General features: G+C 71.4%; 15 protein-coding genes and 1 tRNA gene. 15 read left to right on the top strand and 1 reads right to left on the bottom strand.

Annotated elements, in window-relative coordinates; translation table 11 throughout:
* Positions 1-976, top strand: a 976-nt coding sequence (locus tag G6R24_RS03535; protein WP_163547720.1) for a tyrosine-type recombinase/integrase, incomplete at its 5' end; no start/stop codon positions are given.
* Between the two features lie 128 nt (positions 977-1,104).
* Here the strand turns inward: G6R24_RS03535 and G6R24_RS03530 are convergent.
* Positions 1,105-1,176 (bottom strand) — tRNA-Arg (locus G6R24_RS03530).
* A gap of 74 nt (positions 1,177-1,250) precedes the next feature.
* Between G6R24_RS03530 and G6R24_RS03525 the strand changes: the two genes are divergently transcribed.
* The 14 genes from G6R24_RS03525 to G6R24_RS21835 all read left to right on the top strand — a co-directional run bounded on the left by G6R24_RS03525 (position 1,251) and on the right by G6R24_RS21835 (position 17,869).
* Complete coding sequence (locus G6R24_RS03525) at positions 1,251-1,637, top strand: response regulator transcription factor (protein ID WP_163547719.1); 387 nt, start codon at positions 1,251-1,253, stop codon at positions 1,635-1,637.
* A gap of 109 nt (positions 1,638-1,746) precedes the next feature.
* The gene (gene argS / locus G6R24_RS03520) at positions 1,747-3,405 is read left to right on the top strand and encodes an arginine--tRNA ligase (RefSeq protein ID WP_163547718.1); all 1,659 of its coding nucleotides are present in this window, start codon (positions 1,747-1,749) and stop codon (positions 3,403-3,405) included.
* A gap of 38 nt (positions 3,406-3,443) precedes the next feature.
* Positions 3,444-4,844, top strand: coding sequence for a diaminopimelate decarboxylase (lysA, locus tag G6R24_RS03515; protein ID WP_217451645.1), 1,401 nt, complete (start codon positions 3,444-3,446; stop codon positions 4,842-4,844).
* Entirely contained in the window at positions 4,841-6,124 is a 1,284-nt protein-coding gene (locus G6R24_RS03510) for a homoserine dehydrogenase (RefSeq protein WP_163547717.1), read from the top strand. Before lysA ends, G6R24_RS03510 begins: the two co-directional genes overlap by 4 nt.
* Complete coding sequence (gene thrC, locus G6R24_RS03505; RefSeq protein WP_163547716.1) at positions 6,121-7,299, top strand: threonine synthase; 1,179 nt, start codon at positions 6,121-6,123, stop codon at positions 7,297-7,299. Before G6R24_RS03510 ends, thrC begins: the two co-directional genes overlap by 4 nt.
* Positions 7,300-7,319: 20 nt before the next feature.
* The gene (thrB, locus tag G6R24_RS03500) at positions 7,320-8,321 is read left to right on the top strand and encodes a homoserine kinase (RefSeq protein WP_391530199.1); all 1,002 of its coding nucleotides are present in this window, start codon (positions 7,320-7,322) and stop codon (positions 8,319-8,321) included.
* A gap of 474 nt (positions 8,322-8,795) precedes the next feature.
* Positions 8,796-11,042, top strand: a complete 2,247-nt coding sequence (gene rho / locus G6R24_RS03495) for a transcription termination factor Rho (protein ID WP_163547715.1) — start codon at positions 8,796-8,798, stop codon at positions 11,040-11,042.
* A gap of 219 nt (positions 11,043-11,261) precedes the next feature.
* Positions 11,262-11,498, top strand: a complete 237-nt coding sequence (gene rpmE / locus G6R24_RS03490) for a 50S ribosomal protein L31 (protein ID WP_136446497.1) — start codon at positions 11,262-11,264, stop codon at positions 11,496-11,498.
* A 139-nt stretch (positions 11,499-11,637) separates the two neighbouring features.
* Positions 11,638-12,708: a peptide chain release factor 1 gene (prfA, locus tag G6R24_RS03485; RefSeq protein ID WP_163547714.1), complete on the top strand. Its 1,071-nt coding sequence runs from the start codon at positions 11,638-11,640 to the stop codon at positions 12,706-12,708.
* Entirely contained in the window at positions 12,708-13,670 is a 963-nt protein-coding gene (gene prmC, locus G6R24_RS03480) for a peptide chain release factor N(5)-glutamine methyltransferase (RefSeq protein WP_420811352.1), read from the top strand. The genes prfA and prmC overlap by 1 nt, the downstream gene beginning before the upstream one ends.
* On the top strand, positions 13,670-14,320 hold the full coding sequence (locus tag G6R24_RS03475) for an L-threonylcarbamoyladenylate synthase (protein WP_163547726.1): 651 nt from the start codon (positions 13,670-13,672) through the stop codon (positions 14,318-14,320). Before prmC ends, G6R24_RS03475 begins: the two co-directional genes overlap by 1 nt.
* 220 nt (positions 14,321-14,540) lie before the next feature.
* Positions 14,541-15,860, top strand: coding sequence for a serine hydroxymethyltransferase (locus G6R24_RS03470; RefSeq protein WP_163547712.1), 1,320 nt, complete (start codon positions 14,541-14,543; stop codon positions 15,858-15,860).
* Between the two features lie 39 nt (positions 15,861-15,899).
* The gene (locus G6R24_RS03465) at positions 15,900-17,006 is read left to right on the top strand and encodes an MraY family glycosyltransferase (RefSeq protein ID WP_163547711.1); all 1,107 of its coding nucleotides are present in this window, start codon (positions 15,900-15,902) and stop codon (positions 17,004-17,006) included.
* On the top strand, positions 17,003-17,869 hold the full coding sequence (locus G6R24_RS21835) for a Cg1360 family ATP-synthase-associated protein (protein WP_225438073.1): 867 nt from the start codon (positions 17,003-17,005) through the stop codon (positions 17,867-17,869). The genes G6R24_RS03465 and G6R24_RS21835 overlap by 4 nt, the downstream gene beginning before the upstream one ends.
* The last annotated feature ends 60 nt before the right edge of the window (positions 17,870-17,929 follow it).

The following is a 17,929-nucleotide window of genomic DNA, read 5'->3' as shown; positions in this document are numbered from 1 at the left end:
CGCACGGCGAGACAGCGAGGACTGCCCCGCTGAGGTACGCGCCGCGCTTCAGTGGGTGAAGACCCACACCAGGCCGATGACCGCTCTGGGCGACGCCGGCCTGATTCGCGACGTCCTGGACGGCATTTCCGTGCGCCTGGACGGAAAGCCACGGTCGCCCGTGGTCGTGTCGCGGTGGCGGAAGATCTTCGGGAATGCGATCGAATATGCGATCGAACGCCGCTTGCTGGCGGAAAACCCGATTCCCGCCGTCCAGCGGAAGGTGAAGGCGACGCGGGTGGTGCAGGCGATCGACCGCCGGTCGGTGGTCAACCCGGTGCAGGCCCGGACGCTGCTGAAGGCTGTGGCGGAACAGGAACCGTCCGGGCCCCGGCTCGTGGCCTACTTCGGGTGCCTCTACTTCGCCGGTCTTCGACCCGAGGAAGCCGCCGCGCTCAGCAAGAGCAACCTCTCGCTGCCCGCCACCGGCTGGGGAGAGCTCCACCTCGAGCGTGCCCGGCCCTACGCGGGCAGCGACTGGACCGACACCGGGGAGGACCGGGACGAACGGCAGCTCAAGCAGCGTGCCGTGGGTGAAGTGCGGACGGTGCCCTGTCCGCCGGAGCTCACGAAGCTTCTCCAGGCGCACCTGGCGGGGTTCGACACCACGCCCGATGGACGCCTATTCACGGGAGTGCGTAACGCGGGGAGCCTGCCCCGATACACCGCGCGGCGCACGTGGGCCCGCGCACGAGCGATGGTCTTCACGGACGTGGTCGTTGCGTCGCCGCTGGCGGCAACGCCGTACGACCTTCGCCACGCGGCGGTGTCCACCTGGTTGAACGCCGGGATACCGGCAACTGAGGTAGCCGAGTGGGCGGGTCACTCCGTGGACATCCTGCTGAGGATCTACGCGAAGTGCCTCGACGGGGGAGGGGCTGTGATGCGGGCCCGCGTCGACGACGCTCTCGGACTGGGCCGGCCTGCCGCCGGATAGCTTGGGCGCCCATTTGGCAGAGACAGCCGTGGCGCCCCGGTGTCAGCCGTACACGACCGGACTCCGGAGGGAGGGAAGAGGAATGAATTCGTCCTGGTCACAGACCATTTTGGCTGGTCCCACGAACGTGCCCCCGGCAGGATTCGAACCTGCGCCCCCGCCTCCGGAGGGCGGTGCTCTATCCCCTGAGCTACGGGGGCTCGGGGCTGACGGGGGTAACGCTACCAGGTGGGAACCTCGGATCGTGCGCCCGGGTGGTCGTAAGCTGCCGAGTGTGTACGCCGCCGCCCCCAGGGTCCTTGTTGTCGATGACGACGCGGTGATCCGTCAGCTTGTGGTCGTCAACCTCGAGCTGGAAGGTTTCGAGGTCCATACGGCCGTCGACGGTGTCGACGCGTTGCAGATGGTGCGCGAGGTGGCCCCACATGTGATCACTTTGGACATCATGATGCCCCGGATGGACGGCTGGGATGTGGCCGCCGCCCTGCGGGAGGACCCGGCCACGGCCGGGATCAAGCTGATCATGCTGACGGCGCGGGCGCAGGAGGCCGACGTCAGGCGTGGGTCGAGGCTCGGGGTCGACTACTACCTGACCAAGCCGTTCGACCCGGATGAGCTGATCACCGTCGTGCAGAAGCTCGCGGAGGGCCAGCCGGTCTGACCAGCATGGGTTCCTGACCCGGGTGGGCGGAGTCGGCGCCGGGTGGGTCGAGGGTGACCGTGGACGTCGCGGCGGTCGTCTTGTCGGGGCGCGCCGATAGCATCGCGACATGAGCCCCGCCGATCTCGCCGATGCCATTGTGGCGGCCGTTGGCCGCGCGGTCGCCGACGGTGACCTGGACGTGCCGGTGCCGACCACTGTCACGGTGGAGCGACCGAAGAACCCCGAGCACGGGGATTACGCCTCCCCGGTGGCCCTGCAGCTGGCGAAGGCCGCGCGACGGCCCCCGCGGGCGGTCGCCGAGCTGCTGGCGGCCCGACTGACAGCGGCGGAGGGCATCGCGCGCGTCGACATCGCCGGCCCGGGGTTCCTGAACATCACGCTGGTCGGGGCGGCGCTGGGCGAGGTGGCTCGCCGGGTGGTGCGGGCGGGCGCGTCGTACGGGCATGCGGAGAAGCCGCGTGACGTGCGGATCAACCTGGAGTTCGTCAGCGCGAACCCGACCGGGCCGGTCACGCTCGCCTCGGCTCGCTGGGCGGCGGTGGGCGACGCGCTGGTGCGCATCCTGACCGCGGCCGGGTATTCGGTCGGTGGGGAGTACTACGTCAACGATGCCGGCGTGCAGATCAGCCGGTTCGGCGCGTCGGTGCTGGCGGCGGCCGCGGGGCGGGAGATCCCGGCTGAGGGCTACCACGGGGCGTATGTGGCCGAGATCGCGACGACGGTTCTCGCCGAGCGGCCCGACCTGCTCGAACTGCCGGGCGACGAGGCGCTGGCCGTCGCGGCCCAGCGCGGGCTCACGCTGATGCTGGGCGAGATCCGGTCGACGCTGGAGAGCTTCGGCGTCCACTTCGACACGTGGGCGTCCGAGAAGGCCTTGCATGACGCGGGTGGTCTGGAGCGGGCCGTCGAGGATCTGCGGGCGCAGGGCCACGTCTTCGACGCGGACGGCGCCGTCTGGCTGCGCACGACCGACTTCGGTGACGACAAGGACCGGGTCCTGATCAAGAGCGACGGTCAGGGGACGTACTTCTGCGCCGACGCCGCCTACTACCGCGACAAGCGGGGGCGCGGCTTCGACAGGGTGATCTACCTGCTGGGGGCCGACCACCACGGCTACATCGGCCGGCTGCGGGCGATCAGCGCCTGCTTCGGGGACGATCCGGACGTCAACCTCGAGGTCATCATCGGCCAGATGGTCACGCTGACCCGTGGCGGCGAGCCGGTGAAGATGTCCAAGCGTGCCGGCACCTTCCTCACCCTGCACGACCTGGTGGACGCGGTCGGGGTCGACGCCGCCCGCTACTCGCTGGTACGTCAGTCGCACGACTCGTCCCTCGAACTCAACCTCGATCTGATCGCCCGGCAGACCAGCGAGAACCCGGTGTTCTACGTGCAGTACGCGCATGCCCGGATCAGCTCGCTGCTGCGTGGCGCCGAGGCGCTGGGTCTCACGCTGTCCCCGGAGGGGGCGGACGTGGCGCTGCTGACCCATCCGCGCGAGGGGGACCTGCTGCGGGCGCTGGGCGAGTTCCCGCGGGTCATCGAGTCGGCGGCGAGCCTGCGCGGGCCCCACCGGGTCGCGCGCTACCTCGAGGAACTCGCCGGGGTCTACCACCGGTTCTACGACGTCTGCCGGGTACTCCCTCAGGGGGACGAGCCGGCCGGCCCGTTGACCGACGCCCGGCTGCTGCTGGCCGCGGCCACCCAGCTGGTGCTGTCCAACGGCCTCGCGCTGCTCGGCGTGAGCGCCCCCGATCGGATGTGAGACGCGTGCGTGACATGCGGGTGGCAGGCGGAGACGAGATGAGTGAGAGCGAACCCGGCGCGGTGACCGGGCTGGAGGAGAACCTCTGGCCGGTCACGGCCCGGCTCGAGGCGGACGGGGTGATGTCCGTCGGCGGTGTGCGGGTGGACGCGCTGGCCGCCGAGTTCGGCACGCCGGCGTTCGTGCTGGACGAGGCGGATTTCCGGGCCCGTGCCACGGCCTGGCGGCAGGCTTTCGTCGACTGTGATGTTTATTACGCCGGCAAGGCGTTCCTGTGCCGGGCGTTCGCGCGCTGGGTGGACGAGGAGGGCCTGCGCCTGGATGTGTGCACCGGTGGCGAGCTGGCCGTGGCGCGCTCGGTCGGTTTCCCGGCCGAGCGGCTGCTGTTCCACGGCAACAACAAGTCGCTGGGTGAACTGCGGGCGGCGGTGGAGTACCGGGTCGGGCGGATCGTCGTCGACAGTTTCGTCGAGATCGAGCGGCTGGCCGCGGTCGCCGCCGCGGCGGGAATCCGCCAGCGGGTGCTCGTCCGGGTTACCCCTGGCGTCGAGGCGCACACTCACAGCTATATTTCGACGGGTCAGGAAGATCAGAAGTTCGGGTTCTCGCTCGCCGGTGGCGCGGCGGCGCGGGCGGTCGCCGCGGTGCTCGCCGAGAGCGGCCTCGAACTGGTCGGGCTGCACGCCCACATCGGTTCGCAGATCTTCGACACCGCCGGGTTCGGCCTGGCCGCACACCGCATGGTCGGGCTGCTCGCCCGCATCCGCGACGAGCACGGCGTCGAACTGCCCGAACTCGACCTCGGCGGCGGCCTCGGCATCGCCTACACCAGCGAGGACGCCCCGCTCGACGTCGAGGAGGTGGCCGAGCGGCTGATCGCCCTGGTGGGCAAGGAGTGCGCGGCGCTGGGCCTGACCGTGCCGCGGCTGGGTGTCGAACCCGGTCGGGCCCTCGTCGGTTCGTCCACGGTGACGCTCTACGAGGTCGGCACCGTCAAGGAACTCCCCGGGCTTCGCACCTATGTCAGCGTCGACGGCGGTATGAGCGACAACATCCGCACCGCGCTCTACGACGCCCGCTACACCGCCCGGCTCGTCTCCCGGCCCGGCGCGGCCACCACACAGGTCGTCACGCTGGTCGGGCGGCACTGCGAGTCCGGCGACGTCGTCGCGCACGACGTGCCGCTGCCGGGGGACGTGCGCCCCGGCGACCTAGTCGCGGTGCCGGCCAGCGGTGCCTACCACCGCTCGATGGCCAGCAACTACAACCATGTGCCCCGGCCGCCGGTCATCGCCGTGCGCGACGGCGCCGCGCGGGTGATCGTCCGACGGGAGACCGAGGACGACCTGCTCCGGCTGGACGTCGACCCGCCCGACCCGGCTGTCTCGGTCACCTCGGCCGAGCGGGCCGACTCGCCCGAGGCGCGGGTGGCGCGATGAACCTGGCGCTGCTGGGCTGCGGTGTGGTCGGCACCGAGATCGTGCGGTTGCTGCGCACCAGCGCCGACGACCTGGCCGCCCGGGTCGGCGAGCCGTTGCGGCTGGTCGGCATCGCGGTGCGTCGGCCCGAACGGGTCCGCGACGCCGAGGTCGACCCGGCGCTGCTCACCTCCGACGCCGCGGCGCTCGTCGCCCGCGACGACGTCGACCTGGTCATCGAGGTGGTCGGCGGGATCGAGCCGGCGCGCCAGTGGCTGCTGGCGGCCCTGAACGCCGGGAAACCGGTGGTCACGGCCAACAAGGCGCTGCTGGCCTCGTACGGCGCGACGCTGCACGACGCGGCGGCCGCGGCCGGCACCGACCTCTACTACGAGGCGGCCGTCGCCGGAGCGATCCCGCTGATCCGGCCGCTGCGGGAGAGCCTCGCCGGCGACCGTGTCCGTCGGGTGCTCGGCATCGTCAACGGCACCACCAACTACGTCCTCACCCGCATGGACGAGACGGGCGCCTCGTTCGCCGAGGCGCTGGCCGAGGCCGGGGCGCTTGGCTACGCCGAGGCCGACCCGTCCGCCGACATCGACGGGTACGACGCCGCCGCCAAGGCCGCCATCATGGCCCAGCTGGCCTTCCACACCCGGGTGACGATCGACGACGTCTACCGCGAGGGCATCGGCGATGTCACCGCGGCCGACATCGCCAGCGCCCGGGAACTCGGCTGCGTCGTGAAGGCACTGGCCGTCGCGGAGCGCTCGACGCAGTCCGAGGGGATCAGTGTCCGGGTCCACCCGGCGATGATTCCGCGCAGCCACCCGCTGGCCGGGGTGCGTGAGGCGTTCAACGCCGTGTTCGTCGAGGCGGAGGCCGCCGGCCAGCTGATGTTCTATGGGCAGGGGGCCGGCGGCGCGCCGACGGCGTCCGCGGTGCTCGGTGATGTGGTCGCGGTTGCCCGCAACCGCATCGCCGGACGGCAGGGGCCGGGTGAGTCGTCCTACGCGGCGCTACCCGTGCTGCCGATGGGCCGTACCGTGACGAGATATCACGTGAACCTCGACGTCACCGACAAGACCGGCGTACTGGCGGCGGTCGCCGGTGCCTTCGCGCGTCACGATGTGTCCATCAGAAGTGTCCGTCAGGAGGGCCGCGGTGACGACGCGAGCCTGGTCCTGGTGACGCACGCGGCGCCGGACGAGGCGCTGTCCGCCACGGTCGAGGAGCTGCGCGGCCTCGCCGAGGTGCGGGCGGTGTCCGGGGTGCTGCGGGTCGAGGGAGGTGAGTCGTGACCACGTCGTCCACGGTTGATGTGTCGTCCACCACAGTGCAGGCGCCCCAGGTCGGGACGGCCGCGGGTACCAGGCCGTCCACCGGAGGCCAGCCGTCCACCGGCGGGCAGTCGGGCTACCGGCCCTGGCGGGGGCTCATCGAGGAGTATCGCGACCGGCTGCCGGTCGACGCCGACACTCCGGTGATCACCCTGCTGGAGGGCGGTACCCCGTTGGTGCCGGCCGGGTACCTGTCCGAACTGACCGGATGTGAGGTTCATCTCAAGGTCGAAGGGGCCAACCCGACGGGTTCCTTCAAGGACCGCGGGATGACGGTGGCGATCAGCCGCGCTGTCGGTGCCGGCTCGCAGGCGGTCATCTGCGCGTCCACCGGCAACACCTCGGCGTCGGCGGCGGCCTACGCGGCCCGCGCCGGCATCACCTGCGCGGTGCTCGTCCCCAGTGGCAAGATCGCGTTGGGCAAGATGGCCCAGGCGCTGGTGCACGGCGCGCGGCTGCTGCAGCTCGAGGGCTCCTTCGACGACTGCCTGCGGGTCGCCCGTGAGCTCGCCGACACCTCGCCGGTCACCCTGGTGAACTCGGTCAACCCGTTTCGGATCGAGGGGCAGAAGACCGCCTCGTTCGAGATCGTGGCCGCGCTCGGACAGGCTCCGGACGTGCACTGCCTGCCGGTCGGCAACGCCGGCAACATCACCGCCTACTGGCGGGGTTACCTCGAGCAGGACGCGCTGACCGGCTCGGGCCGACCCCGGATGTGCGGTTTCCAGGCCGCCGGGGCCGCGCCGATCGTGCGTGGCGCGGTGGTGGCCGCCCCGCAGACCATCGCCACGGCGATCCGGATCGGCAATCCCGCGTCCTGGGAGCAGGCCGTCGAGGCTCGTGACACCTCCGGCGGGCTCATCGACGCCGTCAACGACCGGCAGATCCTCGCCGCCTACCGGATGCTGGCGCACCGCGAGGGCGTGTTCGTCGAGCCATCCAGCGCGGCCAGCGTCGCGGGGCTGCTGATGGCCCGGGCGGACGGACGGATCGAGGCCGGCTCGCGGATCGTGTGCACGGTCACCGGCAACGGCCTGAAGGACCCCGACTGGGCCATCAGCGGGGCGGCCCGACCGGAGACCATTCGGCCGACGGTCGCCGGTGCCGCCGAGGCGCTCGGCCTCACCCTGTCGTGACGACAGGCGTGACGACAGGCGTGACAACAGGCGCGGGTGCGACGACAGGTACGTCGACGGGCGAGGGTGTGACGGTGGGTGGGGCGAGTTCGGGTGTCGCCGGCCGGGTGCGGGTGCGGGTGCCGGCCACCAGTGCGAACCTGGGTCCCGGCTTCGACTCCTTCGGGCTCGCCCTCGGCCTGTACGACGAGGTCGAGGTCGCACTGACCGCGAGCGGTCTGACCGTGGACGTCACCGGGGCCGACGCCGTCGCCCAGGACGAGACCCATCTCGTCGTGCGGGCGATCCGGGCGGCCTTCGACGTCCTCGGTCGGCCGCAGCCGGGGCTCGCGCTGCGGTGCGTCAACCGGATCCCGCACGGCCGTGGCCTCGGCTCGTCGGCCGCGGCGATCGTCGCCGGCATCGTCGCCGCCGCGGCCTTGGCCGAAGCCGATGGCCCGGCCAGCGGTGCTGGGTGGATGTTGCGGCTGGCGGACGAGCTTGAGGGGCATCCGGACAACGTCGCCGCGGCGCTGGTCGGGGGGTTCACCGTCGCCTGGTCGGACGCGCACGGCGCGGACTGTCTGCGGGTGGAGCCGTTCGAGCAGGTGCGTCCGGTGGTGTTCGTCCCGACGCTGCGGCAGTCGACCGAGGCGTCCCGCGGCGCGCTGCCGGAGCGGGTGCCCCTCGTCGACGCGGCCCGCACACTGGGCCGGGCCGCGCTGTTGGCGCTGGCCATGTCGGCGGCCGAGCCCGCGGCGGCCGACACGCGGGCGACGACCCTGCTGCGGGCCACCGAGGACTTCCTGCACCAGCCGTACCGGCTGCCCGCGACCGCGGCCACCGGGGAGCTTGTCGGACGGCTGCGGGCGATGGGAATCGCCGCGACGCTGTCCGGTTCGGGGCCGTCGGTACTGGCGCTGGCCGTCGGTGGGAAGCAGGCCACGGTGGCCGCCGGCGCTGTGACCGGTGAGTTCACCGTCCTGCCGCTGAGCGTCGACCGAGGTGGGGCACAGGTGCTCACGGTTGACCGCAACGGGTGATCGTATATCGTGATGGGGTGCTCGTACGAGCGTCCGGATCGCCGGATGGCTCGGTGAGCACGGTTCGGAGTCCCCTCGGGAAGTCCTGAGGGCGCAAGGTTGTTGCCCAGGTGTCCGCGGCTGGATAGTCTGGTGACTGCACCCGCTGCCACCGCGGCGCGTGCTCGCCCCCCGCAGTGTCGTTCTGGCGCTGGGTCACTCTGGCGTTCGGGTCGCTCTGGCCCTGTCCGTTGGGCCAAGGTTCGGGGCTCCGGTGTTTCGGCCTCGTCGTCGTTGCCTCGGCTCCACACCGGTACACCTGGGCGGGATCGGCGAGTTCGCCCGCGGCAGACGGCCGCTGGCGCCGTAGACGGGCGCGTCTTTCGCCCATCCGGTGCTGTACATCCCCTTCACCCGGCATTTGTGCAGGCGGAGAAGGTTCACACGCTACGCCCGGCTCGTCTGTCGAGCCAGTTCCTTCAGGGAAGGAAAACCTTGAGCGACACCACCAACGTGCTGCCACCGAGCGCACGTGAGTCTGCGGCGTCGGCGACGCCTGCATCGCTTCACGAGAGCGGGCTGGCGGCCGCCACCTCGTCCGCAGACACCCTCACCACCGCGTCCGTCCTCACCGCCGACAACGGCGGCGAGCGGGCCACCCGCGGGGACGCGGCTGCCGCCGCGGCCGCCGCGGCGAGCGTGACCCGTCGGCGCCGTCAGGGCACCGGCCTGTCCGCGATGCTGCTCCCCGAGCTGCAGGCCATGGCGCAGTCCATGGGCATCCAGGGCGTGGGCCGGCTGCGTAAGGGCCAGCTCATCGCCGCAATTCAGAATCTCCAGAACGAGAGCTCGGGTGGTTCGGCCGCGCCCGCGGCGACCGACGCGCCGGTCGTCGACGCGCCGAGCGCCGCCACCTCGGCAGCGGGTGACACCGCTTCGGCCGGCCAGTCGTCGCGTCGCGGTGGCGAGGCCGCCAGCAGTGCCACCCCGACCCGTACGCGTACCCGTCGAGGCGCCTCCCGCTCGGCCGCGAGCCCGGCAGCCGAGCAGCCAACCCTGCCCGAAGCCGGTGGGGACACCGCGGAGGCCCGTCCGGCGTCGGTCGTGACCGCCGCGGCGCCGGTGACCGCCGCGGTGACCGGTGGCCCGGCCACCGCCACGCAGCCAGCCGCCGCGGCGACCACCGCCCCGGCGCAGGCCCCGCCCGCCAACGGTCGCCAGAGCGACGGCGGTCCCCGGACCCGCGAGGACCGGCGGGACCGCTCCGCGGACAACGGCCGATCCGGCGACTCCGGCAACGAGCGCCGTGGTGAGCGCGCCGACCGGTCTGACCGTGCCGACCGGTCTGACCGTGGTGAGCGTGCAGACCGTGGTGAGCGTGCCGATCGTGGCGACCGGTCGGACCGGCAGGGCGGCGACCGTGGAAGCCGCTCCGACCGCACACAGGGCGGCGACCGTTCCAGCCAGAACGACCGCTCGGGTCAGGGCGGCCAGAGCGACGACGACCTGGCCGGCCGCAGCCGGCGGGGCCGCTTCCGCGAGCGTGGCCGCAACCGTGGCCGCGGGGGCCCGGTGCCGGCGGAGAACGAGCCGGTGGTGCGCGAGGACGACGTCCTCGTTCCGGTCGCGGGCATTCTCGACGTCCTGGACAACTACGCTTTCGTGCGTACCAGTGGTTACCTGACCGGGCCGACCGACGTCTACGTCAGCCTCGCCCAGGTCCGCCGCAACGGTCTGCGCCGCGGCGATGCCATCACCGGTGTGGTGCGCGCCCCGCAGGAAGGCGAGCAGCGTCGCGACAAGTACAACGCGCTGGTCCGCCTCGACACCATCAACGGGATGGACCCCGAGGAGGCCCGCGGGCGCCCGGAGTTCACCAAGCTCACCCCGCTCTACCCGCAGGACCGGCTGCGTCTGGAGACCGAGCCGCACCTGCTGACCACCCGGGTCATCGACCTGGTCATGCCGATCGGCAAGGGGCAGCGCGCGCTGATCGTCAGCCCGCCCAAGGCCGGTAAGACGATGGTGCTGCAGTCGATCGCCAACGCGATCGCCACCAACAACCCGGAAGTGCACCTCATGGTCGTCCTCGTGGACGAGCGGCCAGAAGAGGTCACGGACATGCAGCGCTCGGTCAAGGGTGAGGTCATCGCCTCGACCTTCGACCGTCCGCCGGCCGACCACACCAACGTCGCGGAGCTGTCCATCGAGCGGGCCAAGCGCCTGGTCGAACTCGGCCACGACGTCGTCGTCCTGCTCGACTCCATCACCCGGCTGGGCCGCGCCTACAACCTGGCCGCCCCCGCCTCCGGCCGCATCCTGTCCGGTGGTGTCGACTCGACCGCGCTCTACCCGCCGAAGCGTTTCCTCGGCGCCGCCCGCAACATCGAGGACGGCGGGTCGCTCACCATCATCGCGACCGCGCTGGTCGAGACCGGTTCCACGATGGACACGGTCATCTTCGAGGAGTTCAAGGGCACCGGTAACGCGGAGCTCAAGCTCGACCGCAAGATCGCCGACAAGCGCATCTTCCCCGCGGTGGACGTGGACGCCTCCAGCACCCGTAAGGAGGACATCCTCCTGGCTCCCGACGAGCTCGCGATCATGCACAAGCTGCGGCGTGTCCTGCACACCCGGGAGAACCAGCAGGCCCTGGAACTTCTGCTCGACCGGATCAAGCAGACCCGGACGAACTACGAGTTCCTGATGCAGATCGCCAAGACCGCTCCGCCGCAGGACTGATCCGCCCCGTGGGGACGCCGGCTCGCGGGGGAGCCGGCAGACGGGAGAGTCGCCCGCGGGAACACGCGGGGTGGGGTCGACGTTGCCAGCGGTGGGACGCGCGGGCATCGTGACGGCCTTCGCGACCGGCTCTGGCACACTGGCAGCAGACCGGCTCCGGTTCACGCCGTCCAACACCGAGGATGGCGACCCGGCGGCCACATTCGAAGATGAGGGATCATGAAGGCTGACATTCACCCGACCTACCACGAGACGACCGTGACCTGTACCTGCGGGAGTGTCTTCACCACCCGCAGCACCAAGGAGAACGGCGTCGTCAACGCCGAGGTCTGCTCGCAGTGCCACCCGTTCTACACCGGCAAGCAGAAGATTCTCGACGTCGGTGGCCGGGTCGAGAAGTTCGAGCGTCGGTTCGGCCGGCGTCGCCCCGGCGAAAAGGTCGGCGGCGCGAAGTAGTGACGCCTCGGCGCCCGTCCGGTTCCCCGGGCGGGCGCCGTTTGCGTCCCGGTCGGATCGGTACGCCGGTACGGCCCTGTCCACTTCCCCGGCGCCATGTCGCGCGTCGGGACCGCGACGTGCGAAGAGGTACCAAAGCATGACGTCCCCACTCGCCGGCCTCGTCGCGGAGCACGCCGAGATCGAGGGGCAGCTCGCCGATCCGGCGGTGCACAACGATCCCGCCCGGGCCCGTGCCCTCAGCCGTCGCTACGCCCAGCTCGCCCCGGTGGTGGACCTCGCCCGGGAGCTCGAGCGGGTGTCCGGCGACCTTGCGACCGCCCGCGAGCTCGCCGTGCAGGACACGTCCTTCCGCAGCGAGGTCACGGACCTCGACGCGGAACTCGGCGGCCTCAACGAGCGGGTGCGGGCCTATCTCGTCCCGGTCGACCCCGACGATGCCCGGGACGCGATCCTCGAGGTCAAGGCCGGTGCCGGCGGGGAGGAATCAGCCCTGTTCGCCGGTGATCTGCTGCGGATGTACCTGCGCTACGCCGAGCGCCGCGGGTGGAAGACGGAGATTCTCGACGCCAACGCGTCCGATCTCGGTGGATATCGGGATGTGAGCGTCGCGGTGAAATCCCGCGGCGGGGACACCGGCCCCGGGGTGTACGGCCGGCTGCGGTTCGAGGGCGGGGTGCACCGCGTCCAACGGGTACCGGTCACCGAATCCGCCGGACGCATCCACACCTCCGCCGCCGGCGTGCTCGTCCTGCCCGAAGCCGAGGACGTCGACGTCGATATCGACCAGAACGACCTGCGTATCGACGTGTTCCGTTCGTCCGGTCCGGGTGGTCAGAGCGTCAACACCACCGACTCGGCGGTGCGCATCACCCATCTGCCCACCGGTCTGGTGGTCTCCTGCCAGAACGAGAAAAGCCAGCTGCAGAACAAGGAATCGGCGCTGCGTATTCTGCGGGCCCGACTGCTCAGTGCTGCCCGCGAACAGGCCGAGTCCGAGGCGTCCGCGGCGCGGGCCAGCCAGGTGCGCACCGTCGACCGTTCCGAGCGCATCCGCACCTACAACTTCGCCGAGAACCGCATCAGCGACCATCGGGTCGGTTACAAGGCCCACAACCTCGACCAGGTACTCGACGGCGAACTCGACGAGGTACTCGACGCGCTCGCCGCCGCCGACCTCGAGGCCCGGCTGTCCGCCAAGGCCTCGTGATCCCCCCGGTCACCGGGCGGCGGGCCCGGACACCGGCCGCCGAACGGATCGATGCCGCCACCACGCGGCTCGCCGCGGCCGGTGTGGCGAGCCCGCGGGCCGACGCCGAGCAGCTCGCCGCCTTCGTGCTGGGCATCGGCCGCGCCCAGCTCCTGCTCGTGGACGACCTGCCAGCCCCCGCCGCCACCCGCTTCGAGGCGCTGGTGTGCTGCCGGGCCGCCCGCGAACCCCTGCAGCACCTGACCGGCATCGCCGGATTCCGCTACCTGGACCTGCTGGTCGGCCCCGGGGTGTTCATCCCCCGTCCGGAGACGGAATCCGTCGTCGGCTGGGCCATCGACGCGCTACGCGCCGGTGGGAGTGGCGGTGCCGCCGGGAGTGACTGTGCCGCCGGGAGGGGCGGTGCCGGGGCGGCGCCGGTGTGCGTGGATCTGTGCGCGGGGAGCGGGACGATCGCGCTGGCGCTGGCGGGGGAGGTGCCGGGGGCGCGGGTGCACGCCGTCGAACGTGAACCGGCGGCGCTGGCCTGGCTGCGCCGCAACGTGACGTCCACCGGGCTGGCGGTCGAGATACACGAGGCTGACGTCGCCGACGAACCGCCGCCGTCGCTGGCCCGGCTGGACGCGACGGTGGACCTGGTCGTGAGCAACCCGCCGTATCTGCCCGACGCCGACCGTGCGACCGTGGAGCCCGAGGTCGGAGTGCACGATCCGGCGGCGGCGCTGTGGGGTGGCCCCGACGGACTGCGGGTGGTGCGTGCCGTCGTGCGGCTGGCCGCGCGGCTGCTGCGCCCCGGCGGGCTGCTGGTGATCGAACACGCCGACGGGCATGGCGAGAGCGCGCCGGCACTGCTGCGTGCGGACGGCCGCTGGCAGGATGTGGCCGACCATCCCGACCTGGGTGGTCGGGACCGGTTCGTCACCGGCCGGATGGCCCGGCCGGGGGAGGGAGAGCACAGGTGATGCAGCGCTTCGACTGCTCCGACGAGGCCGAGCGCGCCGCCGGCCTGGACGCGGCCGTCGCCGCCGTCGGCCGTGGCGAACTGGTCGTGCTGCCCACCGACACCCTGTACGGCCTGGGCGCCGACGCGTTCGACTCGGCGGCCGTGGCCGCCCTGCTCGCAGCTAAAGGCCGCGGTCGGGACATGCCCGTGCCCGTCCTGATCGGCGCCTGGCGCACCCTCGACGGCCTGATCGACCGGGTGACCCCGCAGGTCCGCGACCTGATCCAGGCGTTCTGGCCGGGTGGGCTCACGGTGGTGGTCCGCCACGTCCCGTCACTGCGCTGGGATCTGGGCGATGCCCGCGGCACCGTCGCCATTCGCATGCCGCTGCACCCCGTCGCGATCGAACTGCTGGGCCGCACCGGCCCGATGGCCGTCTCCAGCGCGAACATCAGCGGCCAACCGCCCGCCGCCACCGCCGACAACGCCGTCGCCCAGCTCGGCGGCGCCGCCGAGGTCTACCTGGACGGCGGCCGCTGCGTCGCCGCCACCCCCTCCACCATCGTCGACTGCACCGGAGACGTCCCCGTCGTCCTGCGCGCCGGCGCGATCAGCCTCGACACTCTGCGCGAGGTTCTCCCCCTCATCCGCGAGCCCGCCAGCTCCTGAGGACGCCTCGGTCCGCGGTAGGGGGCTTTTCGGCTCGGGGTGTTCCGGTGGTGTTTCCGGCTTCCGGCTGGCGGTGGGGGCGGGTGGAGGTGCCCTCGGGTGGGGAGGACCATGGTTCCCGGCCGCGGGTATACGACGAGGTACACGCACGTACGGGCGGACGTCAGGGCACAGGCAGGACATAGGAGCACAGGCCGGTCATACGGGAGGTAGCCACGTCATGAGCGCGTTGTTCTGGGGGCCCGACTTCGATGAGCTGGCTGGTACCGATCCGGAGATCGCCGGGGTGGTGCTGGACGAGCTGGCCCGCCTGCGCGGTGGGCTACAGCTGATCGCGAGCGAGAACTTCACCTCACCGGCGGTGCTCGCCGCGCTGGGATCGACCCTGTCGAACAAGTACGCCGAGGGCTACCCCGGCCGGCGGTACTACGGCGGATGTCAGGTGGTGGACCGGGCCGAGGAGATCGGGATCGCGCGCGCGAAGGAGCTGTTCGGCGCGGAGCACGCGAACCTGCAGCCGCATTCCGGTGCGTCGGCGAACTTCGCGGTGTACGCGGCGCTGTTGACCCCCGGTGACACCGTGCTGGCGATGTCGCTGCCGCATGGCGGGCACCTCACCCACGGCAGCAAGGTCAGTTTCTCGGGGAAGTGGTTCGACGTCGTGGCCTACGGCGTGCGGGAGGACACCGAGCTCATCGACTACGACCAGGTTCGCGACCTGGCCCGGCAGCACCGCCCCAAGATGATCATTTGTGGGGCGACGGCGTACCCGCGGCTGATCGACTTCGCCGCGTTCCGGTCGATCGCCGACGAGGTCGGTGCCTGGCTGATGGTCGACGCGGCCCACTTCATCGGCCTGGTGGCCGGCGGGGCGATCCCGAGCCCGGTGCCCTACGCGGACGTCGTCAGTTTCACCACGCACAAGGTGCTGCGCGGCCCGCGGGGCGGCACGATCCTGGCCCGTGAGGAGCTCGCCGGCCGGATCGACAAGGCGGTGTTCCCGTTCAGCCAGGGCGGGCCGCTGATGCACGCCGTCGCGGCGAAGGCCGTGGCACTGCGTGAGGCCGCGACACCGGACTACGGGCGGTACGCTCGTCAGGTCGTCGCGAACGCCCAGACGTTGACCGAGGCGTTGCGGGCGGAGGGCATCCGTCCGGTCGGCGGCGGCACCGACACTCATCTTGCCCTGCTTGACCTGCGCGAACTCGATGTCAGCGGGCGGGATGCGGAGACCCGGTGCGACGCCGCGGGCATCACGTTGAACAAGAACGCGATCCCGTTCGACCCGCAGCCACCCGCGATCTCCTCGGGGATCCGCGTCGGCACGCCAGCGGTGACGACCCAGGGTATGGGCTCCGGTGAGATGAAGGAGATCGCCACGCTGATCGGCCGGGCGCTGCGCGAGCCGGACGCCGCAGGCGAGATACGGGCAGCGGTGTCCGCGCTGGTCACCCAGCATCCCGCCTATCCCAGGTCCACCGACCACCCCGGGTCCACCGACGCCACGTCCCTCCACACAAGGTCCGTCAGATCCAGGTGAGATCCTGGTAGATCCACGAACAGTAGGAGATTTCGAACGGTGCGCGAGTACCTCCTGGTCTTCGTGGTCTCGGCGGCGGTGACCTTCCTGGCCACGCCGCTGGCTCGGGCGTTCGCCCTGCGGATCGGCGCCGTCGCCGGGGTGCGCGCCCGGGACGTGCACGCCACCCCGACGCCCCGGCTCGGTGGCCTCGCGATGCTCGCGGGTCTGTACGCGGGCCTGGAGGTGGCGGACCGGCTGCCGTTCCTGTCCGTCGTCTCGCAGGACTGGTCCGAGACCCGGGCCGTGCTGGTCGCTGGGACGCTGATCTGCCTGCTCGGGGTCGCCGACGACCGGTGGGACCTTGATTCGCTGACCAAACTCGCCGGTCAGTTCACCGTGGCGGGCATCATGGTGCTGCTCGGCGTCCAGTGGTCGTTCGCGATCAACCGGGACAGTGAGATCACACTGAGTCTTGGCCCGGAAACGGCGGTCCCACTGTCGATTCTGGCCACGGTGGTGCTCATCAACGCGATGAACTTCATCGACGGTCTGGACGGACTGGCCGCCGGCGTGGCGGCGATCGCGTCGCTGGCGACGTTCTATTTCGCCTACGAGATCGCGGTGATCGACGGGTTCTACCGGGCGTCCCCGGCGGCGCTGCTGGCGGCCGTCACCGCGGGGGTGTGCGTCGGTTTCCTGCCACACAACTTCAATCCCGCCCGGCTGTTCATGGGCGACTCGGGCTCGATGCTGATCGGTCTGCTTTCGGCCGCCTCGATGATCTCCGTGACCGGCCAGGTGGCCTACGGGGGATACGCTGGGCCCTCCCGGTCGTATCCGTCCCTGATACCGCTCGCGATACCGCTGGCAGTCCTCGCGGTTCCGTTCCTGGACCTGGGGCTTGCGGTGATCCGGCGGACCCGGGCGGGGCGGTCGCCGTTCGCGGCCGACAAGATGCACCTTCATCACCGGATGCTCGAAATCGGCAACTCGCACGTGAGGGCGGTTCTGTTCATGTATTTCTGGGCGGCTCTCGTGGGATTCGGTGGTGTCGCGGCGTCGTTCTCCGCCTCGCCACTGCCGATCCTCGTGGCCACGGTCGGGGTGGGGCTCGCGGCGCTGCTCGCCCTGCTGGTCAGCACGCAGAGATCGGCGAAGGCATGATCGTGCCGGCCGCCCGGGTGATCCGGCTGGGGCTTGTGCTCACCGTCGCCCTCGCGGTGCCCGCGATCGCCCTCGCCGCGGCGCTGCGTGGGGGCACCGGGGTGGTAAGCGTCGTGGTGGGTCTGGCCATCGTGGTGGCGTTCTTCAGCATCTCGAAACTTGCCGTCGGTGCGGTCGCCCGCCGCGCCCCGCACCATCTGCTGCCGGCGGCGCTTGGCACCTACGCGCTGAAAATCGGCCTGCTCGGGGGGCTGCTGCTCGCGATTCAGGACACCGACACGCTCGATCTGCCGGCGTTCGCCTGGTCGATCTTCGTCGGCGTGTTCGTCTGGATGGGTGCGGAGCTCTGGGTCGCCACCCACACCCGGGTGCCGTTCTACGATCCCCAGCGGCCGGGTGCCTGGGATACCAGCCGTCGCCCACCCACCTTGATGACACCCGATCCCGATCCCGACCTCGATCTGAACGCCAGGACCGGCAACGGTGCTGATGCCGCCCGGCCCGGCGGATCCGGTGTTGGCGAGAACCCTGGCAACGGTCCCGGACGGCCCGAAGGTGCCAGTCCACCGCAACCGCGGTCCGGTGTCACCTCAGGTGATGGTGGTGGGGCAGCGGGCCGGGGTGGGTCGCTTCGAGGGCCACGGCGACCACCAGGGCCGGCGGCCCCGCGGGGGAGCACGCAGCATCCGGGCGAGGCCTGGAACATCTTCGGGACGTTGGCCGCGGGCCTGGGCTTCTGGGGTGCGGTCGGCTTCGGCGCTGATCGCCTGCTCGGGTTCGACGGTCTGTTTCTGCCGATCGGCCTCGCGATCGGCATCGGTGCGGCCATGTACCTCGTGATCTACCGCCTGACCAGGCGCTGACACAGCGGCGGCCAGGCGCTGCCCGGCACGGGCGGTGTGGGATCGTGATCGCGCTGTGGG

The organism is Candidatus Frankia nodulisporulans (assembly GCF_902806475.1).
GTDB lineage: Bacteria > Actinomycetota > Actinomycetes > Frankiales > Frankiaceae > Frankia > Frankia umida.
This window is presented reverse-complemented; position numbering and strand designations above follow the sequence as displayed.